Raw genomic sequence first — 21,403 nt, forward strand, 5'->3', positions numbered from 1 at the left:
CGCGTCCCCCTGCCGGACGATCGCCCCACGATATCGTCCGCCTCTTTTATCTGTCCATGTCGTTCCCCCAAAACCACTGCGCACTTTTGGGCGACATGGACAAGTTGATCGCCGAACATGGTTGATAATCCATTGACGACGCTTCGACGACACCGATGATTTTGCGGAAGCAATGGCGGCAAATCGATGACATAAATCGAGCCGGCGAATCCAAAGGGTGGAAAAGATGCGGGCTGTCGCGAAGTTGATCAAATGGCTGCTTGGCCTTGTGATCCTGGCGGTGGCGGCGCTCTTCGCCTGGCTCTATTTCGCGCCGCCGGAACTGATCCGGGTTGGCGCCGGCTATTCGGCCAAGATCGTTTGCTCGAATGTCTTCATCGCCGGCCGTGACGCCAACGAAGTGCTGGCCGTCGACGTGCAGGCGCCGGGCCATCCGCTGCTCAGGCTGATGAAAATCTCCGTCGACAAGGAAAGGGGACTTGTCTCCGCCGGCCTGCTGTGGGTGCTGGGCAAGAGCGTCGCGGTGGAACGCGACGGCGTCGGCTGTGCCTCGGTTCCCGACGGTGACACCGGGAAGGCGCGACAGACGTCGCTGCGCGCGGCAGCTTCCGCACCGGCGCAGGCAGACGCGCTTTGGCCCGATGGCGAGCGCGTGGATGCGTCACAAAATCCCGAGGTCGCGAAAATCGTCGACGACTTGGCCATGGCCGGACCCGGCATGCGCGCCATCGTGGTGGTGAAGAACGGCCGCGTCGTCGCCGAGCGTTATGGCGACGGCTTCTCGGCCAAGACGCCGTTGCTCGGCTGGTCCATGACCAAGACGGTGAACGCCGCCATCGTCGGCACGCTGATCAAGGATGGCAAACTCGCCCTCGCTAACAAGGGTCTTTTCGCGCCTTGGAAGGCCGACGGCCGCGCCGCCATCAGCCTTGCCGACATGATGGCGATGTCGAGCGGGCTGGCATTCAACGAGGATTATGGCGATGTCGCCGACGTGACGCGCATGCTCTATCTCGAGCCGGACATGGCCGGTTTCGCCGAGGCCCAGCCGCTGACCGGCGAGGTCGGAAAGGTGTTTTCCTATTCGAGCGGCACGGCGGTGATGCTGTCGCGACTGTGGCAGGACGCGATCGGCGACAAGGCCAAGGCGCTGGCCTGGCCGCGCACGGCGCTGTTCGAGCCGCTCGGCATGAAGAGCGCGGTGCTCGAGACCGACGAGCAGGGCACCTTCGTCGGCTCGTCCTATCTCTATGCCACGGCCCATGACTGGGCGCGTTTCGGCCAGTTCCTGTTGCAGGGCGGCGTTTGGAACGGCAACCAGATCCTGCCTGCCGGTTTCGTCGACTGGATGCGCGAGCCGGCGCCGGCCTCGAAGGTCTACGGCAAAGGCCAGCTCTGGATCGAAGGACCGGGCGATGAGGAAAATCCCGGTGCGGGCGCCGCAGCCGGCCTGCCCAAGGACACAGTTTGGATGGAAGGCCATGACGGCCAGACGGTGGCCATCATTGCGTCGGAGCAACTGGTGGTGGTGCGGCTTGGGCTGACGCCGGCCAAGCTGGGCTACCGGCCGCAGACCATGGTGGGAGCGCTGGTGAAGGCGCTGCACTGATCCGTATTTGTGCAAGCGTGCCTATGCGGCTGTCGGCAAGGGCTTAGCACGATCGACACGCGCCCGCTCGTCAGGCGAGTTCATGACCTGCCAAAGGTCGTTGCGGCGTTGGACATTCAGCCAGAAATCCGGGCTATTGCCGAACACCCGCGCCAATATGAGCGCGGTCGCTGCGGTAACGTTGCGGCGATCGTTGCACAATTCGTTCACATGCTTGCGCGGGACGCCCATTGCCTCGGCCAGAGCGGCTTGCGTCAAGCCGAGCGGGTGCATGAACTCTTCCGTAAGAATTTCGCCAACCGTTGCCGGCTTGCGTGCGGTCATCAACATGTCTCACCTCACTTATAGCTGTGGTCGTCCAGGTAGATGTCCGACGCCTCACCCCGACCGCCATCCCAGCGGAAAACCAACCGCCATTGCTTGTTGACGCGTATGGAACGGAAGCCTTCGAGACTGCCGCGCAACTTTTCGAAATGATTGCTGGGCGGCACGCGCAAATCCTGATCGGTCGCAGCGTCGTCGATCATCTGGAGCTTGCGAAACAAGCGGCTTTCGAGATCGGACGGAATGTTGCGGGAGTGGATATCATCCACGAAGAAGGTCCGCAGCCATCCATCTCTAAATCCAACGATCATCGCATGCTTCCAGGAGGGGATAATGTACCACTCCTTGGGCCATGTTGCAATTGCGCTGCTGTTGGCCGCGCCTGCCGGCGTGCCAGTGGCATCGAGTTGCGAAATTAGATGGCGATCTTGATCACGCCGAGCCAAGCATAGTCGCGATAAAGCGTTCTGAAACGGAAGGTTGCGTCGGCGCGTTCGGATTCCGATTCAAGCACGTCGCGCAGCGAGGCGCGCGGCTCGACATGGAATTTCCGCAGCCAGCCGCGCAGCATCGTTCGGAACCAGTGCGGCAGGCCCTCCTGCTGGCCAAAATCGACGACGTGCAGCGAGCCGCCAGGGGCGAGCACGGCAAGCGCCGCAGTTACGGTCTTTTCCCAGCCGGGGATCATCGACAGCGAATAGGACACGAAGACGCGGTCGAAATGCTCGACGCCGAACAACGCCTTGGCGTCGAAATCGGTGGCGTCGCCGCGCGCCAGTTTGACCTTGCCGGAGAAACCTTCGCGAGCGATGGCGGCATTGGCTGTCTCCAACATCTCGGCCGAAATATCGAGGCCGAAGAAGCGAGCGTCGGGATAGCGGCGGGCGGCAAGCACGATATTGCGACCAGTGCCGCAGCCGAGCTCCAGCACGGCGCCGCCTTGCGGCACGTCCAACCCGTCGATCAGCCGGTCGCGGCCGAGCAGGTAGTATTTGCGGGTCAGGTCGTAGATGTGGCGCTGCCAGCGGTAGACGCCGTCCATCAGTTCGGCATGGCTGGCCGGCAGCTCCGCCGTGCTCATGCGGCGCGCTTCACGTAAAGGTGAAAGCCGCCATAGATCGCCGAGCGGTCTTTTGCCGAGAATTCGCGCGAGGCGTCGGCCTCGTAGGTCCATTGGTCGAGCAGCGAGCCGGAAACGCGGCCAGGCAGCAGGCTGGGTTCTGCCGCGGTGCGAAAGATGACACGGGCGCCAACCGAAGCGGTACGGGTGATCTCGGTCCACAGCGCGTTGAGCAGGTCGTCGGTCATCCAGTCCTGCGCGTCGAGCAGGACGAAGCGATCGACGCTGCCGGCGTCCTTGGCGGCCAGGAACTTGATCAGGTTGGCGTGATGGATGGCGACGCGATCGATGTTGTCGCGGATCGTCTTGTAATTGCGCTGTTCCAGATAGGCAGGCAGCGCCGCCTCGCCAGGCTGCGGATAGCGGCGGGCAAAGGCCTGCCAGGCGAAGTAGTTGTTCTTCAGCGGGAAATCGCAGGCGAGCTTTTCGAGCCGAGCCTTCAAGACGCTCGCCATCGAGCCGTCGCCGGAGGTGATCAGCGAGTCGTACTGCGCCGGCGGGATGCCGAGGCCGAAGAGCGAAGCCTTGCGCGAGGTCGCCCAGCGCAGCAGCTTCTTGTCGAAGACGGGCGCCAGCTCCTCGTTGAAGAAGCGGCGCTGCTCGCCGATATTCTGCGCCTTCATGATGCCGGCCGGGTCGACACCAAACAGCTTGCCGACGCGATGGCCCATGGCGATGAAGAGCCCGAGCAGACCGGTCTGGTAGAAGTTGCCGTCGAAGACCGAGATGCGGCGGCGGCCGCGCCAGTTGCGGCGCTCCCAGTAGTGGCGGCTGACCGCATCGAGATGCGGCGCGATGAAGCGATCATAGGCATCGGAATTGTGGCTGGTATCGGCGGCGCCGAAGAAGCGGAAGAGGTCGCCTTGCGACGGCAGATGGCGCACCGCTTCCAGCTTCATGCGGTTGAGCGCGATGTGCGCGGCGTTGAGATCGACGGCGTCGATCCTGGCCGGGGAGCGGGTCAGGTAGGCCAGAATGTTGCAGCCGCCCGAGGCGATCGTGACGACGCGATGACCGGCGCCGAGCTGCATGGCCTCCATGTCGACATCCGGGTCTTCCCAGATCTGCGGATAGACCAGACCGGAGAACAGGAAGGCGAAGAGCCGCTCGGAGATGCCGTCCTTCGACAATGCGCGGTTCTGGTAGACGGCCTTTCCGACTTCCTTGCCTCGACGATAAACGAGTTCTCCGGATACGTCCGACATGGAAAGGTGATTCCCCGTTTGCGTTGGCGCAAGCGGGTAGCGCAGCGTCATGACAGGCAGGTGACAGCCTGTTGACGGCAGGTTGTCACGAATTCTTACGCGCTTCCGAACGCCCCCGGTGTCGGCGTGGTGACGATGACGGCTTCGCCGGCATCGAGCGTAGTCTGGTCGCAGGCCTTGAGGACGTCGACCGAACCGTCCTTGCGCCTGACCTTGGTCGAGCCGGCCTCGCCATCGCCGCCGCCTTCGAGGCCTTGGGGCGGTCGGTTGCGGTGCGAGGACAGGATCGCGCATTCCATCTTTTCGAGGAAGCGGATGGTGCGCCTGGTGCCGTCGCCGGCATTCCACTTGCCCTTGCCGCCGGAGTTTTCACGGATGTGGAAGTCTTCCAATACAACGGGGAAGCGCAGTTCCAGCACCTCGGGGTCGGTGAGGCGCGAGTTGGTCATGTGGGTGTGAACGCCGGAGGTGCCGGCAAAGCCGCGTCCCGAATTCATCCGTCCGGCCGGCGAGCCGGAGCAGATCGTCTCGTAATACTGGTATTTCTTGTTGCCGAAGGTGAGGTTGTTCATCGTGCCTTGCGCGTTTGCCATGGCGCCCATCGCGCCGAACAGCGCGTTGGTGACATGCTGCGAGGTCTCGACATTACCCGCGACGACGGCGGCAGGGTAGGCGGGCTTCAGCATCGAGCCGTCGGGGATGACGATGTTGATCGGCCTGAGGCACCCGGCATTCATCGGGATCATGTCCTCGACCATGACGCGGAAGGCATAAAGCACGGCGGCGCGGGCGACCGGCTCCGGCGCGTTGAAATTGTTCTTCATGACAGGCGAGGTGCCGGTGAAATCGACGGTCGCCTCGCGCTTTTGCCGGTCGACGGTGATCTTTACCCTGATCACCTGGCCGGTATCGGTCGGATATTCGTAGGCCGCGCTGTCGGGAAGCCGCTCGATCACGCGGCGCACGCTCTCGTCGGCATTGTCCTGGACGTGGCCCATATAGGCCTCGACGACATCGAGGCCGAAATGCGCGACCATCTTGCGCAGTTCCGCCACACCCTTTTCGTTGGCGGCGATCTGCGCCTTGAGGTCGGCGATGTTCTGGGCGGGATTGCGCGCGGGGTAGGGGTGATCGGTCAGCAGCGTCTCCAGCTCCTTCTCGCGGAAGCGGCCGAGATCGACGATGCGGAAATTGTCGAACAGCACGCCTTCCTCATCTACTGTTGTCGCCAGCGGCGTCATCGAGCCCGGCGCGGTGCCGCCGACATCGGCGTGGTGCCCGCGCGAGGCCGCCCAGAACAGGATCTCCTTGCGCGCATCGTCGAAGACAGGCGTCACCACCGTGATGTCGGGCAGATGCGTGCCGCCATTATAGGGCGCGTTGAGCGCGAAGACGTCGCCGGGATGGATGTCGCCGGAATTCAGGCGGATGACGGTTTCGACGGAACGGTCCATGGAGCCCAGATGCACCGGCATGTGCGGCGCATTGGCGACCAGCGCGCCATGGCGGTCGAACACGGCGCAGGAGAAATCGAGCCGCTCCTTGATGTTCACCGAATAGGCGGTGTTCTGCAGCGTCACGCCCATCTGCTCGGCGATCGACATGAAGAGGTTGTTGAACACCTCCAGCATCACAGGATCGGCCTCGGTGCCGAGCGCCGCGGCACGCACTTTCCGCTCCGTGCGGCGGATCACGACGTGGTTGAGACCGGTGATTTCGGCGCGCCAGCCTGGCTCGACGACGATGGTCTGGTTCGGCTCGATGATCAGCGCGGGGCCGGCGACCGTGTTGGACGGCTTCAGGTTCTCACGGCGATAGACGTCGGCCTCGTGCCAGCGGCCCTCGGTATAGATGCGCCGGCTTTCCGAAGGCTTGGGCTCGACTCCTGCCGCTCCGTCAGGGGCGGAGGTTTCAGCCTTGTCCTGTCGAGCGGCCTCCATGCCTTCGACGGCGACGGTTTCTACGACGATCGGCTTGTCGTCATAGACGAATCCGAACTGCGCCCTGTGCGCGGCCTCGAAATCGCTTCTGGCGCGGAAGATCGAGCCATGCTCGAAATTCACTGGCAGTGCCGTGTCGGTGCCGTCGTAGCGGACATGCAGCACGGGCCTCGTTGAAAGCGCTTCCTCGGCAATACCCTGTTCACCGAGTTCGGCGACGACCTCGCTGCGCAAGGCCGCGATGAGCGCCTCGACCGCGGATCGGGATTCCTCGGAAAGCGGCTGCAGCAGGCCCTGCTGGCGCGAGGCGAAGACCGACGAGAGGCCGATCCCGTAAGCGGAAAGCAGGCCGGAAAAGGGATGGATCAGCACCGCTTCCATGCCGAGCGCGTCGGCGACTAGGCAGGCGTGCTGGCCGCCGGCGCCGCCGAAACAGTTCAAGAGATATTCCGTGACATCATAGCCGCGCTGCACCGAGATCTTCTTGATGGCGTTGGCCATGTTCTCGACGGCGATGGTGACAAAGCCTTCGGCGACCGCCTCGGGCGAACGGCCGTCGCCGATCTGGGCGGCAAGTGCCGTGAATTTCTCGCGAACCGCGCCGGCGTCGAGCGGCTGGTCCTGGCCGGCGCCGAAGATCGCCGGGAAGAAATCGGGCTGCAATTTGCCGAGCATGACATTGGCGTCGGTGACGGCGAGCGGGCCGCCGCGCCGGTAGGCGGCGGGGCCGGGATTGGCGCCGGCCGAATCAGGGCCGACGCGGAAGCGTCCCGCCTCGTAATGCAGGATCGAGCCGCCGCCGGCGGCGACCGTGTGGATGCGCATCATCGGCGCGCGGATGCGCACGCCGGCGACCTCGGTGTCGAAGGCGCGCTCATATTCGCCGTCATGATGGGCAACGTCGGTCGAGGTGCCGCCCATATCGAAGCCGATGACTTTTTCGAAGCCGGCGAGTTTCGCCGTCTCGACCATGCCGACGACGCCGCCGGCCGGGCCGGACAGCAGCGCGTCCTTGCCCTGGAACATGTCGGCGGCGGTGAGGCCGCCCGACGACATCATGAACATCAGCCGCGGGCCGGCGCCCAGCTCTTCCGCCACACGCTGCACATAGCGCGAGAGGATCGGCGACAGGTAGGCATCGACCACGGTGGTGTCGCCGCGGCCGACCAGCTTGATCAGCGGCGAGACCTCGTGGGAGACCGAAATCTGGCTGAAGCCGATCTTGCGGCAGACTTTTGCCACGGCTTTCTCGTGGTCCGGGTATTTCCAGGCATGCATGAAGACAATGGCGACCGCGTCGATGCCATCGGCCCTGGCCTGCTCGATCGCCGGGCGGCAGGCGGCGATGTCGAGCAGGCGCTCGACGCAGCCATCGGCGCGCACGCGTTCATCGACCTCGATCACCCGCTCGTAGAGCTGCTCGGGCAGGATGATCTCCTTGGCGAAGATATCCGGCCGCGCCTGGTAGGCGATGCGCAATGCATCGCGAAAACCCTTGCTGATGAGCAGCAGCACGCGGTCGCCCTTGCGCTCGAGCAGCGCATTGGTGGCAACGGTCGTGCCCATTTTGACGTCGCCGATCGCGTCGGCGGAAATGGCGGCGCCGGCCTTCAGACCCAACAGGTCGCGGATGCCCTGGATGGCTGCGTCCGCATAAGCCTCGGGATTCTCGGACAGGAGTTTTCGAGGGTGCAGCCGGCCTTGCGGATCACGGCCGATGATGTCGGTGAAAGTGCCGCCGCGGTCGATCCAAAAATCCCATTTCCGTGTTTCCGCGGTTGCCGGCATTCTGCTTGTCCACTCATGTCTTCGTGCGCATGTTCTGTTAGTTCGGGATTTCCCCGCCAGCAATTGCAAGTTGATGTTACATATCGAAATGCAACGTTACGAAACCGGCGAGCCTGCTGATGCATTTCCCCTGCGACCGCTCACCGAAACGTGAGCGTCTGTTGAAGGAGAGATACCATGAAGAAGCTCATCTTGGCGTCTGTTTCGGCGCTCGCCCTGCTGGGGGTCGCGGCTTGCAGCGACAGTGGCACCGACAAGACCACCACCCAGAGCACCAATCCGCCGGCCAACGAGCAGCCGATGAAGCCTGCTTCGCCCGACGCTTCGAAGCCCGCTGAACCGGCTCCGGCAACAAATCCGGCTCCTGCTGCGCCTGCGCAGTAAGAGCCGACCAATAGATTCAAGAAGGCCGGCAATGCCGGCCTTCTTTTTTGCTCCACCGATCCCGAAGGTCGCACATCACCTGCGGCATTGTCCAGGCTTGATAGAACCGCCCGGTTCGCTCTATGAAGCCGGCATGTCGATTTGGGACCGCCTTGGCGACTTCATCGCTCGTGTTTCGTCGTCGGCGTCCTCGGGGGTCGGGGATGTCGTGGAAGCCGTGCGCACCGTGTTTTCCGGCGACCCGGACCTGCGCCGGCGCGTCGCCTTCTCGGTGGCCATGATCGCGCTCTCCGCCAAGATGGCCAAGGCCGACGGCATCGTTACGCAGGACGAGGTGCGTGCTTTTCAGGAAATCTTCGAGGTTCCGCCGAGCGAGACACGCAACGTGGCGCGGCTTTACGATATCGCTAAGCAGGACGTCGCCGGTTTCGAGACCTATGCCCAGCGCATGGCGCAGCTCTGCGGCTCCGGCCACGCCAACTGCGTGATGCTGGAGGATATACTCGACGGTTTGTTCCACATCGCCAAGGCGGATGGCCTCATCCACGAGCAGGAAGGGCAATTCCTGCATCGGATCGCGGAGATTTTTCAGATCGACGAGGCGCATTACGAGGCGATCCTGTCCAGGCACGTCGATCTTGGCGCCGCCGATCCCTATGTCGTCCTGGGGATCGAGCGGGGCAGGCCGTTCGAGGAGATTAGGAAACGCTATCGCAAGCTGATCTCGGACAATCATCCCGACCGGCTGATCGCGCGCGGCTTGCCGCAGGAATTCATTAAGATCGCCACGACCAGGGTCGCCGCGATCAACGCCGCCTATGAGATGATCGAGCGGGGCCTCAGGCACGCATGAGCGGTTTTCCGCCCGACCATCCAGAGGCGGAGGTTCGGGTCTCGCCCAATTTCGGCCCGCGCCGCGAGACGCTTCGGCCCGACATGATCGTGCTGCACTATACCGGCATGGCAAGCGGCGCCGGTGCCGAGGCGTGGCTGTGCGACCCAGCGAGCGAGGTGTCCTCGCACTACCTCGTTCATGAGGACGGTCGTATCGTGCAAATGGTGCGCGAGAGCGATCGCGCCTGGCATGCCGGCCAGAGTTCCTGGCTCGGGCGAACCGATATCAACTCCTGCTCGGTCGGCATCGAGATCGTCAATCCCGGCCACACGCTGGGCTACAAGGCCTTCCCGCGGCGGCAGATCGGCGCCGTGATCGAGTTGTGCGCGGGTATCGCGGAACGCCATTCCATTCCCGCGGCAAGGGTGCTCGCCCATTCGGACGTGGCGCCGGGCCGCAAGGTCGATCCAGGCGAGAAATTCCCCTGGAAGGCACTGTTCGCGGCCGGTATCGGACATCTCGTGCCGGCGGCGCCGATAAAGGCGGGCGCTGCGCTGAAGGCCGGCGATGCCGGCGCCGACGTTGAAGCACTGCAATCGATGCTGGCGCTCTATGGCTATGGTGTCGAGATATCGGGTGTCTATGATCGGCAGACGGAAATCGTGGTGGCGGCCTTCCAGTTACATTTCCGCCGGCGGCTGGTCGACGGCGTGGCGGACAATTCGACGATCCGCACGCTGCAGAGGCTCCTGGCTTCCGTAAAGGCAACTCCCGTCAAATAGTTGCGCCGGGACCCTTAAATTACAGTCTGTCACTCAAAGTGAATTGCGCCGCCTTCATTGCCGCCAATTCCGCCTGCAAATGCCCCTTCCGCAAGTTGTCGGGCGTCTATCCCCCAAGGCACCCGATGTTGAGTTGACCTAACTGTGCGAAGTTCTTCGTGCAGCTCTAACAGAACAGGACTACATGCAAAAATTGACCGTTGTAGCGGCAGCCGTTGCTGCCGGAGTGATAAGTTTTGCCTTCAACCAGGCCAACAGTGCCCCGCTGAGCCCCAGGGCGGACAACGGCCTTGCAGCCGTAACGCCAAAGGCAGCCTCGAGCACCAAGACGGCAAAAACCGCGCGGGCTGCTCCGGCAAGGTTTCAGAAGGCCGCCGCAACCCGGGTGACAAAATCGACGGCCAAACGCGCCAAGCGCGGCAGAAAGGCTGTCGATCTCACCACGACGGCCTCGATTCAACCCGGCAAGATCGCCGTGGCGACGCCCGCTGCCACCGGCGACGGCCAGTATTCGGCGATCATCGCCCGCTATGCCGCGAGCTATGGCGTGCCGGTGTCGCTGGCCAAGGCCGTCATCAAGATCGAAAGCAACTATCGGCCGAACATGGTCGGCGGCGCCGGCGAGATCGGCCTGATGCAGATCAAGCCGGCGACGGCCCGCATGATGGGTTATACCGGTTCGGCCAAGGGATTGTTCGATCCCGACACCAACATCAAATACGGCATGAAGTACCTCGCCATGGCGCGGGACCTTGGCGGCGGCACCACCTGCGGCACGATCCTGAAATACAATGCCGGCCATGGAGCGACGCGGATGAACCCGGTCTCCGCCGCCTATTGCAGCAAGGTGAAGGTGCAGATGGTGGCGCTGGGCTCGCCGGCCTGACGCTATGCAGCGCGGCGGATTTGGCAACGCGCGCTTTATGCACGTCGTTGCCCCAAACCGCCGCGCATTTGGGACGGGGCGCTTTTTCGTTTGCGTTTTCAGGCGGGAATCCCTTTATACGCGCTTGCCAGCTGGCCGGGCGGCCGCACCCGCGAGAACCGAAAGGTTGCGGGTGAGGAAAGTCCGGGCTCCATGGAGACACGGTGCCGGCTAACGGCCGGCGGGGGTGACCCCAGGGAAAGTGCCACAGAAAGCAAACCGCCGCGGCATTGCCGCGGCAAGGGTGAAAGGGTGGGGTAAGAGCCCACCGCGCGACTGGCAACAGGAGCGGCAGGGCAAACCCCACCGGGAGCAAAACCGAATAGGGGCGGTGCGAGGGGAAACCTTCGAGGGCTGTTTCCGGCCCACCGTCCGGGTAGGTTGCGTGAGGCGCGTGGCAACATGCGCCCAAGATGAATGGCCGCCACGTTCTCGCCGCGAGGCGAGGGCCATACAGAACCCGGCTTACAGGCCAGCTGGCAATTTTTCTCCCTGCGGCGATGGCGATATAAATCAAAAGGTTGCGCCGATGGGTGTGCTTTTCAAGTGATGGCGCGACGGCTGCTTGAACCCCGCTAATCCTTTCCTTGAAGGTGGTGCGATTAAATCGTACCTTCCAAGAAAGGACAGGAGCACGTCATGGGCCAGGTCGATAAACGCAGCATCACGCTTTCGCCGGAACTGGCGCAGGCTGTCGACGATGTCGTCGCCGCCGGAGAGTATGCTTCCGCGAGCGAAGTGATCCGCGATGCGCTCAGGCAGTGGAAGGAGCGTCGCGATCTGCTCGGCTACACCGTCGAGGAGTTGCGGGAATTGGTGCAGGAGGGGATCGATAGCGGACCGGCGCTGGACGGTCCCCCCTTAATGGAGCGATTGCGCGCCAGATATTCGAAGATGGCGGAAGCCAAAGGCGCTGACGAGTGAAGTACCGCCTGCTTCCACAGGCACTGGTCGACCTCGAAGCTAACGGCGACTATATCGCCGCCTACAATCCAAATGCCGCAATCCGTTTTGTGGAAACTCTTCAGCGGCGATGGGACTTGCTAACCTTCCATCCCCGATCAGGCGCACCGCGCGACGACATCCTGCCGGGCATTCGCCACCTTGTTGTCGGGGAGTACCTTACGTTCTATCGAATTGGCGACGATGCAATCGAAATCCTGCGCGTGCTGCATGGCCGGCGAAGGATCGAGACAGAGGATATGGGATCCTAAAGCGCGTCGCGCTGAAACTGATTCAGCCGACGCGCTTTAAGTCTTTGTTTTGATGCGTGTCGTTGTCCCAGAACCGCTGCCCGCACTTTTGGGCGACATTTATTGGCCACTCAACTGGCGACTTTGTCCAGCGACGCCTCGATCGCCTGCCAAAGCTCCTCGACCGGCTCGCAGCCGATCGACAGGCGCACGAAGCCGGGCGGCACGGCGTCGCCGCGCTTCGAGCGCCGTTCGGCCGACGTGTGCACGCCACCGAAGGAAGTCGCCGATTCAATCAGCGCGCAATTGTCGATGAACGCCTCGGCATTCTGTTCCGAAGTCAGTTCGAACGAGATCAGGAAGCCGAAGCGATCCATCTGGGCGCGCGCCAGATTGTGCGAGGCATCGCCCTCGAGGCCGGGATAGCGCAGGCCGCTGACCGCGCGGTGATCCTTCAGCCGCCGCGCGATGGTTTCGGCCGTGGAACACATCCGGTCGAAACGCACCTCCAGCGTTTCCAGCCCGCGATGCACAAGCCAGGCCTCGAAGGGGCCGGGAATGCCGCCGACCAGGCCGCGCCAGTCGGTCACCTTGGCGATGAGGTCGGCATCGCAGCTCGCGACATGGCCGAAGAGCACGTCGGAGTGACCGTTCACCGCCTTGGTGTCGGCGGAGACGACGATGTCGGCGCCGAAGTCGAGCGGACGCTGGCCGAAGGGCGTCATCGTCGTGTTGTCGACGACCAGCAGCCCATCATGCCTGTGGACGGCTTCAGCCACCGCCGTGATGTCGCAGATGTCCAACCGGGGATTGGACGGCGTCTCGGCAAAAACCAGCCGGTAACCGTCGAAGCCACCATCGAGGAAGGTTGGCGTCGGCCTGGTGTCGCAGGCAATGCCGAGGGGAATGAGGAAGCGCTCGGCCATGGCGCGCGTGGCGTGATAGCCGTCTGACGGCAGAAGCACGCGGTCGCCTGCTTTCAGCAGCGCGAAAAACACCGACGAGATTGCGCCCATTCCGGACGGGAAGGCGACGCACTGCGCGCCTTCGAGGTGGCCAAGCGCGTGCTCGACGGCGCGCCAAGTCGGATTGTCGTAGCGGCCATACTGATCGAAGCCGACCTCTGCGCCCGGCGTGTGGAAGATCGATGCCATGGTGAGCGGCAGAGGGATCGGGTCGCCCTTGGCGAAATCGCGGCTGCGCAAATGGGCAAGCGCCGCGGCGCGGGACTTCGCTTTCTCGGACATCAGGCTTCATTCCTTCGGCTGAATAGAAATTGCCCGCGACGCTATGCGTGCCGGCTGTTTGCGGCAAGCAGCGTCCTTTTGGGCCAGAGGGCTCTAAACGCTTCGTTAGGCTTAATGGACGATAAAGACGAGACGTGCCTTCAGCCTGCGCTTTGTGGTTGTGATGCGCGTGTTTGTGATGCCTGTTCCCGTTGACGCCCATAATACCCCATGATATCCCGTTTACATCATCAAGCTTTCGTTCCGCGTCAGGGTGAAGCGTACGCCAATCGGGCAGCCGCGGCGGCTGCGCGTTTGCCGGTTTTCGCCCCGGTGAATGAAGCGATTTGCCGCGAGTGCGGTGAGGGCGCGGAGAACAACATGGGAAGGGGTGCGGCGGCGGAAGCGGCTGTAGCGTTCATTGGACCGATTTCTGTCAAACGCGGTGAACAGGATCGATGCGAAGGGGCGGGTCTCCGTTCCGGCGCATTTCCGTGCGGTGGTTCAGAAACGCGGTTATTCGGAGCTTTACGCGCTGCGCTGCCTGGACCTGCCGGCCATGGATGTCGGCGGACTCGACCTGCTCGACCGCTACGAGCAGCGGATCGCGCTGGAGGATCCCTTTCTGCAGACGGCGGACGACATGTCGTTCTTCTGCCACGGCGACGGGACGTTCCTGAAGCTCGATCAGGATGGCCGCATCACCATGAGCGACTTCATCCGCGAGCATACGGGCATCTCGAACGAGGTGGCCTTTGTCGGCCGCGGCAATTTCTTTCAAGTTTGGGAGCCGGGACGGCTTTCCGCCTATGGTGCGCAGGCGCGCGCCAGGCTTTTGCAGCTTCGGCAGGGGACGAAGCCCGAGGAGCGATCGGAATGATGGCTGGCCACGGCGATGATCCTCACGCCGTTGGCGGACCGGCCCGCCACATTCCGGTCCTCCTTGCCGAGGTGCTCGACGCGCTTGCGCCGAAGGCCGGCGAGACGATCGTCGACGGGACATTCGGTGCCGGCGGCTACACCAGCGCCATCCTCGATCGCGGCGCCTCCGTCATTGCCATCGACCGCGACCCGGACGCGATTGCGGCGGGCAGGGCGCTGGAGCGGCTGGCCGGCGGCCGGCTGAGGCTTGTCCAGGCGCCGTTCTCGACGCTGGACGAACATGTCGAGGGCGCCGACGGCGTGGTGCTCGACATCGGTGTTTCCTCCATGCAGCTCGACCAGGCGGAGCGCGGCTTTTCCTTTCGCGCCGATGGGCCGCTCGACATGCGCATGGCGCAGTCGGGGCTTTCCGCCGCCGACGTCGTCAACACCTTCAAGGCCGGCGACCTTGCCCGCATCTTCGGCTTTCTCGGCGAGGAGCGCCATGCAGGGCGCATCGCGCGCATGATCGAGAGCCGGCGCGAGAAGAAACCGTTCGAGCGCACGCTCGATCTCGCCGACGCCATCGAAACGCATGTCGGACGCGGACCCAAGGACAAGATCCATCCTGCCACGCGCGTCTTCCAGGCGTTGCGCATCTTCGTCAATGACGAGCTTGGCGAGCTTGCAAGGGCGCTGCTGGCGGCCGAGCGGGCGCTGAAGCCCGGTGGCCGGCTTGCCGTGGTGACCTTCCACTCCCTGGAAGACCGCATCGTCAAGCGCTTCATCGCCGATCGTTCCGAAGCCGCCAGCGGCTCGCGACACATGCCCGACGCCCCGCAGCGCGCCGCGACTTTCCGTAAAGCTGGCGGCGGCGTGACGCCGGGGGAGGCCGAGAGAGCGGCCAACCCGCGAGCGCGCTCGGCCAGGCTGCGCGCTGCGATCCGCACAGATGCCCCGGCGCGTGCGGGCGATTTTTCGATTTTCGGCCTTCCAAAGCTTCCCGCCGTCGAACGGCCGGGAGAGAGGTGAGCACGTGTTTCGTACCAGCGACATAGTCCTGATCGCCGTCATGGTCTCGGCCGCGGCCCTGACCTACAAGACCAAGCGCGAGGCCGAGGAGCAACTGGCGGCCGTGCAGAAGATCCAGGCGCAGATCCGCTACGAGGAAGACACGATCGATCTCCTCAAGGCGGATTGGAGCCTGCTCACCCAGCCGTCGCGGCTGCAGAAGCTTGCCGACATCTACAAGAGCCAGCTCGGGCTCGAACCGGTCGGCGCCCGCCAGATCGGTGGCCTTGACGACATTCCGGTGAAACCGGTGACCATTGAGGACCTCTCCTCGCAGCGGCTTGGCGGCATGGCCGACAGTTCCGCCAATGGACCAGCGGACGACAAGGATCCGGTCGTCACGGGGAGCACGGTGCAATGATCGGCGGGCTTCCAAGGATCGGTGAGCTGCTGAAGCGCCGGAAGAAGGCCGCCGAGGACGGCTCGATCGTCGTCGACGCGGCGCGCAAGGCGACGGGCGGCAAGGCCAGGACCCGCATCGTCATGACGATGGCGGTGTTCTTCACCCTCTATTCGACGATTGCCGGCAGGCTTGTCTATCTCGGCCTGCAGAATCCGGACCTGTCCGACGGCCCGCAGAGCAGGGTCACCGCGTCGCGTCCCGATATCGTCGATCGTAACGGCGAAGTGCTGGCGACCGACATCAAGACGGCGTCGCTGTTTGCCGAGCCGCGGCGCATCGTCGATGCCGACGAAGCGATCGAGAAATTGTCGACCGTGCTGCCGGAGATCGACTACGAGCAGACCTACCGCAAGCTCAAGAGCGGCGCCGGCTTCGTCTGGCTGCAGCGCCAACTGACGCCGAAGCAGCAGGCCGACATCATGGCGCTGGGCGTTCCCGGCCTCGGCTTCCGCACTGAAAAGCGCCGCTTCTATCCGAGCGGCGAGACTTCGTCCTATATCGTCGGCCTGACCAATATCGACAACCAGGGCATCTCCGGCATGGAGAAGTATATCGACGAGCAGGGGCTGAGCGACCTGCAGGCGTCGGGCCTTGCCATCGCCAAGGACCTCAAGCCGGTCAGGCTTTCGATCGATCTGCGCGTCCAGCATGTGGTGCGCGACGAGATCGCCGCCGGGCTGGAGCGCTATCGCGCCATGGGCGCCGGCGCCGTCGTGCTGAACATCAAAACGGGCGAAGTGATGGCGATGGCCTCGGTGCCGGACTTTGACCCGAACAATCCGTACAATGCCCAGGACAAGGACCGGCTGAACCGCATGTCGGCGGGCCTCTACGAGATGGGCTCGACCTTCAAGAGCTTCACCTCGGCGATGGCGCTCGATTCCGGCAAGGCGACGATGAACAGCCGCTTCGACGCGTCGCATCCGATCCGGGTCGGCCACCAGGCCATCCACGATTTCCACGGCAAGAACCGCGTGCTGTCGCTGCCGGAGGTGTTCCTCTATTCGTCCAACATCGGCTCAGCCAGGGAGGCAGAGCTCGTCGGCATCGAGGGGCACCGCGAATTCCTGCACCGCCTCGGCATTCTCGACAGGATGCAGACCGAATTGCCGGAGGTCGCGCGCCCGACCGAACCCAAGGTCTGGAAACAGGTCAATTCGTTCACCATCGCCTTCGGCCATGGCGTGTCGACGACGCCGCTGCAAGCCGCCGTCGGCTGCGCGGCGCTGATGCAGGGCTATCTGATCCAGCCGACATTCCTGGTCCGCAGCGAACAGGAGGCGATGGCGGTGGCCAAGAAAGTGGTCAGCGACAAGACGGTCGAAGGCATGCGCTATCTCTATACGCTCAATGCCGAGAAGGGCTCGGCCAGAAACGCCAGGGCTCCCGGCTACCGCGTTGGCGGCAAGACCGGAACGGCCGAGAAGGTCATCAACGGCCGTTACTCCAAGGAGTTGAATTTCAACACCTTCGTCGCCGCCTTCCCGATGGACGATCCGCAATTTCTGGTGTTCACGATCGCCGACGCCCCGCATCCGGAAAAGCCCGGGATGACCGACGTCGCCGCCAACAATGCGGGGGTTATCGCCGGTAATATCATCAGGCGCTCGGCGGCCATGCTTGGCGTGAAGCCAGATTTCAGCCATGAAAATGGTGCAACGCTGGTTTCCTATCAGTGATTCTTGGGGCGCGCCGGCAACTGCGCGCTATTTTGTTGCAGTGAACGGGACTCAATGCATCTAAAAGATCTAGCCGGTATCCTGCCTGTCGAGGGAACAGCTTCCCGCGATCTGGAGGTTACCGGACTTTCCTCCGATTCCCGCGCGGTCAAGACCGGCGTCGTCTTCTTTGCGATTGCCGGCAGCAAGGCCGATGGCTCCGCCTATGCCGCCGATGCCGCCAGCCGGGGTGCCTCCGCAATCGTCACGGGCAAGGGCGCGGCGGTTTCCGGCCTGTCGATACCGGTTCTTGCCGTCGATGATCCGCGCCATGCGCTGGCGCTCGCCGCCGCCCGCTTCTTCGGCCGCCAGCCTGAGACCATGGTCGCCGTCACCGGCACCGCCGGCAAGACATCCGTCGCCGCCTTCACCCGCCAGATCTGGGAGCAGGCGGGGTTTGCCGCCGCCTCGATCGGCACGACCGGCGTCGTGGCGCCCGGCCGCAACGAATATGGCTCGCTGACCACGCCCGACCCGGTGGCGCTGCACCGGTTGCTCAAGGAACTGGCGGATGCCGGCGTGACCCATGCCTCGATGGAAGCCTCGAGCCACGGCCTCGACCAGCGTCGTCTCGACGGCGTGAAGCTCGCGGCCGGCGCCTTCACCAATCTCGGTCGCGACCACATGGACTACCATCCGACCGTCGAGGATTATCACCGCGCCAAGCTGCGCCTGTTCGACACGCTGCTGCCGAAAGGCGCGCCGGCGATCGTCTTTGCCGATGACCCGTGGTCGGAGCCGACGATCAAAGCCGCAATGGCGGCGGGTCTCAAGGTCCTGACCGTCGGCCGCCATGGCGATTTCCTGACGCTCAAGCGGGTCGAGCATGAGCGCCATCGCCAGCGCGCCGAGGTCGTGGCCGACGGCGTGCTCTACGAGGTCGACCTGCCTTTGGCCGGCGATTTCCAGATCGCCAACGCGCTGGTCTCCGCCGGGCTTGCCATCGCGACTGGAACGCCGGTGGATAAAGCCCTGGCCGCCCTGGAAAAATTGAAGGGTGCGCCGGGCCGGCTCGACCTCGTCGGCGCCACCGCCGCCGGCGCTCCTGTCTATGTCGACTACGCGCACAAGCCCGATGCGCTGGAAAACGTGCTGACCTCGGTCCGGCCTTTCACCACGGGCCGCGTCATCGTGGTGTTCGGTTGCGGCGGCGATCGCGATCGGGGAAAAAGGCCGATCATGGGCGAGATCGCGACGCGGCTTGCCGATATCGTCATCGTCACCGACGACAATCCGCGCACGGAAGTGCCCGAGACCATCCGCGCGGCCATCCTCGCCGCGGCGCCCGACGCCATCGAGATCGGCGACCGCCGCAAGGCGATCCATGAGGCGGTGGCGATGCTGCGCGCCGGCGATACGCTCATCGTCGCCGGCAAGGGGCATGAGGAAGGCCAGACCGTCGGCGCTCAGACCTTCCACTTCTCCGACCACGAGGAAGTGCGCGATGCGCTCAAGGAGCGCGCCGCATGAACCTGCTGTGGACGTCGGAAGCTCTGGTCGAAGCCATGGAAGGCAGGCCGATCGGCTCGCTGCCGGAAGGCATCACCGGCATTTCGATCGACAGCCGCAGCCTGGAACCGGGAAACGCATTCTTCGCCATCAAGGGCGAGGCGATGGACGGCCATGATTTCGCGACAGCTGCGGTCAAGGCCGGAGCGGCCGTGCTGGTCGTCGCCGAGGGCAAGCTGCCCTCGCTTGGCCGGCTGACGGCGCCGATGATCGTCGTGCAGGACGTGCTTGCGGCCCTCGAGAAGCTCGGCGTTGCGGCCCGCGCGCGCTCGAAGGCCAGGATCATCGCGGTCACCGGCTCGGCCGGCAAGACGACCACCAAGGAAGCGCTGCGCCATGTGTTGTCGGCGGTCAGCAAGGTGCACGCCTCGGCGCAGTCGTTCAACAATCATTGGGGCGTGCCGCTGACGCTCGCCCGCATGCCGCAGGACTGCGACTACGCGGTCTTCGAGATCGGCATGAACCATCCGGGCGAGATCAGTCCGCTGGTCAGGATGGTCAGGCCGCATGTCGCCATCGTGACGATGATTGCCGCCGCCCATCTCGGTTTCTTCAAGAATCTGGATGAGATCGCCAAGGCGAAGGCGGAGATATTCGAGGGCTTGGAACCCGGCGGCGCCGCGGTGCTCAATCGCGACGACCAGCGCTGGAAGCTGCTCGAGAAAATGGCGAAGGAGGCTGGCGTCGAGCACGTCTTCGGCTTCGGCGAGAATGCCCGTTCGACGTTCCGGCTCACCGGCTGCGAGCTCTACGCCGATCACTCCGACATCACCGCCAAAATCGGCAAGCAGAATGTTGCGGCGCGTGTCGGCGCACCCGGCCGCCATATGGTGCAGAACGTGTTGGCCGTGCTGGGTGCTGCCAAGCTCGTTGGCGCCGATCTCGACAAGGTTGCGGCGGCGCTTGCCGACCTGTCGGCCGAACGGGGGCGTGGCCGGCGCCATGTCCTGCATCACCCCAACGGGCCGATCACGCTGATCGACGAGAGCTACAACGCCAATCCGGCGTCGATGGCGGCGGCGATGGCGCTGCTCAACGCCACGCCCGTCTCGGGCGAGGGGCGCCGCATCGCGGTGCTGGGCGACATGCTGGAGCTTGGCAGCCATTCGGCGAAGCTCCATGCGGCACTGGCCGAACTGATTGTCGGCACCGGCACGCGCAACGTCTTTCTCGGCGGGCCGGAAATGCAGGCGCTGGCCGGGGTTTTGCCGGCCGATGTCCAGACCGAGTACCGGGCAGGCGTCGAGGAACTGAAGCCGATCGTGATCGCTGCCCTCAGGCCCGGCGACGTGGTCATGGTCAAGTCGTCGAAAGGCATCGGCTTTTCAAAGCTGGTCGAGGCATTGCTCGGCAAATTTCCGGCGGAAGCCACAAACATTAGGCCGACTTGAGGTCGGGCTCCGGGGGACGGAAGAACTATGTTCACACTGCTCGTCGATTTCGCGGACAAGATCTCGTTCTTCAACGTCTTCCGCTACATCACTTTCCGCACCGGCGGCGCGCTGATCACCTCGGCGCTGATCGTCTTCATCTTCGGGCCGACGATCATCAATTCGCTGCGCCTGCGGCAAGGCAAGGGCCAGCCGATCCGCGCCGATGGCCCGCAGACGCATTTCAAGAAGGCTGGAACCCCGACCATGGGCGGGCTGATGATCCTGTCCGGCATCATCGGCTCGTCGCTTTTATGGGCGAATCTATCCTCGATCTATGTCTGGGTTGTGCTGCTGGTCACCGTCGGCTTCGGCTCGATCGGCTTCTATGACGATTATCTCAAGGTCACCAAGCAGTCGCATCTGGGCTTCTCCGGCAAGGCGAGGCTGGCGATCGAATTCGTCGTTGCGGCAATAGCCGCTTGGGTGATCATGCATAACGGCCAGGCGCCGTTCTCGTCGTCCCTGACCTTCCCCTTCGCCAAGGAGTTCCTGATCAACCTCGGCTGGTTCTTCGTACCGTTCTCCTGCTTCGTCATCGTCGGCGCCGGCAATGCGGTGAACCTGACCGACGGCCTCGACGGCCTGGCGATCGTGCCGATCATGATCGCGGCGGCGTCTTTCGGCGTCATCGCCTATCTCTCGGGCAACGCGGTCTTCGCCGAATATCTGCAGATCCATTTCGTTCCCGGCACCGGCGAGCTCGCCGTCGTGCTCGGCGCGGTGATCGGCGCCGGCCTCGGCTTCCTCTGGTTCAACGCACCGCCGGCCGCGATCTTCATGGGCGACACCGGCTCGCTGGCGATGGGCGGCCTGATCGGCACCATCGCCGTCGCAACCAAGCACGAGATCGTGCTGGTCATCGTCGGCGGCCTGTTCGTGGTCGAGATCTTCTCGGTCATCATCCAGGTCGGCTACTTCAAGATGACCGGCAAGCGCGTCTTCCTGATGGCGCCGATCCACCACCATTTCGAAAAGCTCGGCTGGACCGAAAGCCAGGTGGTGATCCGCTTCTGGATCATCGCCGTCATCCTGGCGCTGGTCGGCCTCTCCACCCTCAAGCTCAGATAGGACCAGCCT

Annotated in this window: 20 protein-coding genes and 1 other RNA gene; 15 read left to right on the plus strand and 6 right to left on the minus strand. The window is 63.9% G+C overall.

The window, feature by feature from the left end; genetic code table 11:
* Nucleotides 1-226: 226 nt before the first annotated feature.
* Complete coding sequence (locus EJ069_RS03310; protein WP_126060069.1) at nt 227-1,609, plus strand: serine hydrolase; 1,383 nt, start codon at nt 227-229, stop codon at nt 1,607-1,609.
* 21 nt (nt 1,610-1,630) lie between these two features.
* On the opposite strand, the gene EJ069_RS03315 is transcribed toward EJ069_RS03310, so the two are convergent.
* The 5 genes from EJ069_RS03315 to EJ069_RS03335 all read right to left on the minus strand — a co-directional run bounded on the left by EJ069_RS03315 (nt 1,631) and on the right by EJ069_RS03335 (nt 7,986).
* Complete coding sequence (locus tag EJ069_RS03315; RefSeq protein ID WP_126060070.1) at nt 1,631-1,939, minus strand: HigA family addiction module antitoxin; 309 nt, start codon at nt 1,937-1,939, stop codon at nt 1,631-1,633.
* A gap of 8 nt (nt 1,940-1,947) precedes the next feature.
* The gene (locus EJ069_RS03320) at nt 1,948-2,244 is read right to left on the minus strand and encodes a type II toxin-antitoxin system RelE/ParE family toxin (protein WP_126060071.1); all 297 of its coding nucleotides are present in this window, start codon (nt 2,242-2,244) and stop codon (nt 1,948-1,950) included.
* Nucleotides 2,245-2,348: 104 nt separating this feature from the next.
* On the minus strand, nt 2,349-3,014 hold the full coding sequence (locus tag EJ069_RS03325; RefSeq protein ID WP_126060072.1) for a class I SAM-dependent methyltransferase: 666 nt from the start codon (nt 3,012-3,014) through the stop codon (nt 2,349-2,351).
* Nucleotides 3,011-4,309 carry a DUF3419 family protein gene (locus EJ069_RS03330; protein WP_126060073.1) on the minus strand — a complete coding sequence of 433 codons (1,299 nt, stop codon included), beginning with the start codon at nt 4,307-4,309 and terminating at the stop codon, nt 3,011-3,013. The genes EJ069_RS03325 and EJ069_RS03330 overlap by 4 nt, the downstream gene beginning before the upstream one ends.
* A gap of 44 nt (nt 4,310-4,353) precedes the next feature.
* Nucleotides 4,354-7,986 (minus strand): hydantoinase B/oxoprolinase family protein, encoded by a 3,633-nt coding sequence (locus tag EJ069_RS03335; RefSeq protein WP_126060074.1) that lies wholly within the window; start codon nt 7,984-7,986, stop codon nt 4,354-4,356.
* Nucleotides 7,987-8,163: 177 nt separating this feature from the next.
* On the opposite strand from EJ069_RS03335, the gene EJ069_RS03340 reads away from it, so the two are divergent.
* From EJ069_RS03340 to EJ069_RS03370, 7 genes are all read left to right on the plus strand, one after another.
* Nucleotides 8,164-8,370 carry a hypothetical protein gene (locus EJ069_RS03340; protein WP_126060075.1) on the plus strand — a complete coding sequence of 69 codons (207 nt, stop codon included), beginning with the start codon at nt 8,164-8,166 and terminating at the stop codon, nt 8,368-8,370.
* Between the two features lie 133 nt (nt 8,371-8,503).
* Entirely contained in the window at nt 8,504-9,223 is a 720-nt protein-coding gene (locus EJ069_RS03345) for a DnaJ family molecular chaperone (protein WP_126060076.1), read from the plus strand.
* Entirely contained in the window at nt 9,220-9,987 is a 768-nt protein-coding gene (locus EJ069_RS03350; RefSeq protein WP_126060077.1) for an N-acetylmuramoyl-L-alanine amidase, read from the plus strand. The genes EJ069_RS03345 and EJ069_RS03350 overlap by 4 nt, the downstream gene beginning before the upstream one ends.
* 184 nt (nt 9,988-10,171) lie before the next feature.
* A complete protein-coding gene (locus tag EJ069_RS03355) occupies nt 10,172-10,873 on the plus strand; it encodes a transglycosylase SLT domain-containing protein (protein WP_126060078.1) in 702 nt (233 codons plus the stop codon).
* A gap of 127 nt (nt 10,874-11,000) precedes the next feature.
* An RNA gene (gene rnpB / locus EJ069_RS03360) (RNase P RNA component class A) lies at nt 11,001-11,396 on the plus strand.
* 155 nt (nt 11,397-11,551) lie between these two features.
* Entirely contained in the window at nt 11,552-11,836 is a 285-nt protein-coding gene (locus tag EJ069_RS03365) for a type II toxin-antitoxin system ParD family antitoxin (RefSeq protein ID WP_126060079.1), read from the plus strand.
* Nucleotides 11,833-12,126 carry a type II toxin-antitoxin system RelE/ParE family toxin gene (locus EJ069_RS03370; protein ID WP_126060080.1) on the plus strand — a complete coding sequence of 98 codons (294 nt, stop codon included), beginning with the start codon at nt 11,833-11,835 and terminating at the stop codon, nt 12,124-12,126. Before EJ069_RS03365 ends, EJ069_RS03370 begins: the two co-directional genes overlap by 4 nt.
* Before the next feature lie 110 nt (nt 12,127-12,236).
* On the opposite strand, the gene EJ069_RS03380 is transcribed toward EJ069_RS03370, so the two are convergent.
* Nucleotides 12,237-13,352: a cystathionine gamma-lyase gene (locus EJ069_RS03380; protein WP_126060081.1), complete on the minus strand. Its 1,116-nt coding sequence runs from the start codon at nt 13,350-13,352 to the stop codon at nt 12,237-12,239.
* 400 nt (nt 13,353-13,752) lie between these two features.
* Between EJ069_RS03380 and mraZ the strand changes: the two genes are divergently transcribed.
* The 7 genes from mraZ to mraY are packed head-to-tail and all read left to right on the plus strand — an operon-like array spanning nt 13,753 to nt 21,394.
* Nucleotides 13,753-14,211, plus strand: coding sequence for a division/cell wall cluster transcriptional repressor MraZ (gene mraZ / locus EJ069_RS03385; RefSeq protein ID WP_126060082.1), 459 nt, complete (start codon nt 13,753-13,755; stop codon nt 14,209-14,211).
* Nucleotides 14,208-15,224 (plus strand): 16S rRNA (cytosine(1402)-N(4))-methyltransferase RsmH, encoded by a 1,017-nt coding sequence (rsmH, locus tag EJ069_RS03390; protein ID WP_126060083.1) that lies wholly within the window; start codon nt 14,208-14,210, stop codon nt 15,222-15,224. Before mraZ ends, rsmH begins: the two co-directional genes overlap by 4 nt.
* 4 nt (nt 15,225-15,228) lie before the next feature.
* Nucleotides 15,229-15,624: a hypothetical protein gene (locus EJ069_RS03395; protein ID WP_126060084.1), complete on the plus strand. Its 396-nt coding sequence runs from the start codon at nt 15,229-15,231 to the stop codon at nt 15,622-15,624.
* The gene (locus tag EJ069_RS03400) at nt 15,621-17,345 is read left to right on the plus strand and encodes a penicillin-binding protein 2 (protein WP_126060085.1); all 1,725 of its coding nucleotides are present in this window, start codon (nt 15,621-15,623) and stop codon (nt 17,343-17,345) included. Before EJ069_RS03395 ends, EJ069_RS03400 begins: the two co-directional genes overlap by 4 nt.
* Nucleotides 17,346-17,399: 54 nt before the next feature.
* Nucleotides 17,400-18,854 carry a UDP-N-acetylmuramoyl-L-alanyl-D-glutamate--2,6-diaminopimelate ligase gene (locus EJ069_RS03405; protein ID WP_126060086.1) on the plus strand — a complete coding sequence of 485 codons (1,455 nt, stop codon included), beginning with the start codon at nt 17,400-17,402 and terminating at the stop codon, nt 18,852-18,854.
* Nucleotides 18,851-20,284, plus strand: coding sequence for a UDP-N-acetylmuramoylalanyl-D-glutamyl-2,6-diaminopimelate--D-alanyl-D-alanine ligase (locus tag EJ069_RS03410; RefSeq protein ID WP_126060087.1), 1,434 nt, complete (start codon nt 18,851-18,853; stop codon nt 20,282-20,284). The genes EJ069_RS03405 and EJ069_RS03410 overlap by 4 nt, the downstream gene beginning before the upstream one ends.
* 27 nt (nt 20,285-20,311) lie before the next feature.
* On the plus strand, nt 20,312-21,394 hold the full coding sequence (gene mraY, locus EJ069_RS03415) for a phospho-N-acetylmuramoyl-pentapeptide-transferase (RefSeq protein WP_095815652.1): 1,083 nt from the start codon (nt 20,312-20,314) through the stop codon (nt 21,392-21,394).
* Nucleotides 21,395-21,403 lie beyond the last annotated feature (9 nt).

Origin of the sequence: Mesorhizobium sp. M2A.F.Ca.ET.043.05.1.1 (assembly GCF_003952445.1) — a bacterium.
In the GTDB taxonomy this organism is placed as follows: Bacteria; Pseudomonadota; Alphaproteobacteria; order Rhizobiales; family Rhizobiaceae; genus Mesorhizobium.

Bases quoted from the DNA above. Each gene is read 5' to 3' on its own strand.
- EJ069_RS03310 (WP_126060069.1), top strand. From the start codon at position 227: ATGCGGGCTGTCGCGAAGTTGATCAAATGGCTGCTTGGCCTTGTGATC.
- rsmH (WP_126060083.1), top strand. From the start codon at position 14,208: ATGATGGCTGGCCACGGCGATGATCCTCACGCCGTTGGCGGACCGGCC.
- EJ069_RS03400 (WP_126060085.1), top strand. From the start codon at position 15,621: ATGATCGGCGGGCTTCCAAGGATCGGTGAGCTGCTGAAGCGCCGGAAG.
- EJ069_RS03355 (WP_126060078.1), top strand. From the start codon at position 10,172: ATGCAAAAATTGACCGTTGTAGCGGCAGCCGTTGCTGCCGGAGTGATA.
- EJ069_RS03325 (WP_126060072.1), bottom strand. From the start codon at position 3,014: ATGAGCACGGCGGAGCTGCCGGCCAGCCATGCCGAACTGATGGACGGC.
- EJ069_RS03335 (WP_126060074.1), bottom strand. From the start codon at position 7,986: ATGCCGGCAACCGCGGAAACACGGAAATGGGATTTTTGGATCGACCGC.
- mraY (WP_095815652.1), top strand. From the start codon at position 20,312: ATGTTCACACTGCTCGTCGATTTCGCGGACAAGATCTCGTTCTTCAAC.
- EJ069_RS03350 (WP_126060077.1), top strand. From the start codon at position 9,220: ATGAGCGGTTTTCCGCCCGACCATCCAGAGGCGGAGGTTCGGGTCTCG.
- EJ069_RS03380 (WP_126060081.1), bottom strand. From the start codon at position 13,352: ATGTCCGAGAAAGCGAAGTCCCGCGCCGCGGCGCTTGCCCATTTGCGC.
- EJ069_RS03405 (WP_126060086.1), top strand. From the start codon at position 17,400: ATGCATCTAAAAGATCTAGCCGGTATCCTGCCTGTCGAGGGAACAGCT.
- EJ069_RS03320 (WP_126060071.1), bottom strand. From the start codon at position 2,244: ATGATCGTTGGATTTAGAGATGGATGGCTGCGGACCTTCTTCGTGGAT.
- EJ069_RS03410 (WP_126060087.1), top strand. From the start codon at position 18,851: ATGAACCTGCTGTGGACGTCGGAAGCTCTGGTCGAAGCCATGGAAGGC.
- EJ069_RS03365 (WP_126060079.1), top strand. From the start codon at position 11,552: ATGGGCCAGGTCGATAAACGCAGCATCACGCTTTCGCCGGAACTGGCG.
- EJ069_RS03315 (WP_126060070.1), bottom strand. From the start codon at position 1,939: ATGTTGATGACCGCACGCAAGCCGGCAACGGTTGGCGAAATTCTTACG.
- EJ069_RS03330 (WP_126060073.1), bottom strand. From the start codon at position 4,309: ATGACGCTGCGCTACCCGCTTGCGCCAACGCAAACGGGGAATCACCTT.
- EJ069_RS03340 (WP_126060075.1), top strand. From the start codon at position 8,164: ATGAAGAAGCTCATCTTGGCGTCTGTTTCGGCGCTCGCCCTGCTGGGG.
- EJ069_RS03345 (WP_126060076.1), top strand. From the start codon at position 8,504: ATGTCGATTTGGGACCGCCTTGGCGACTTCATCGCTCGTGTTTCGTCG.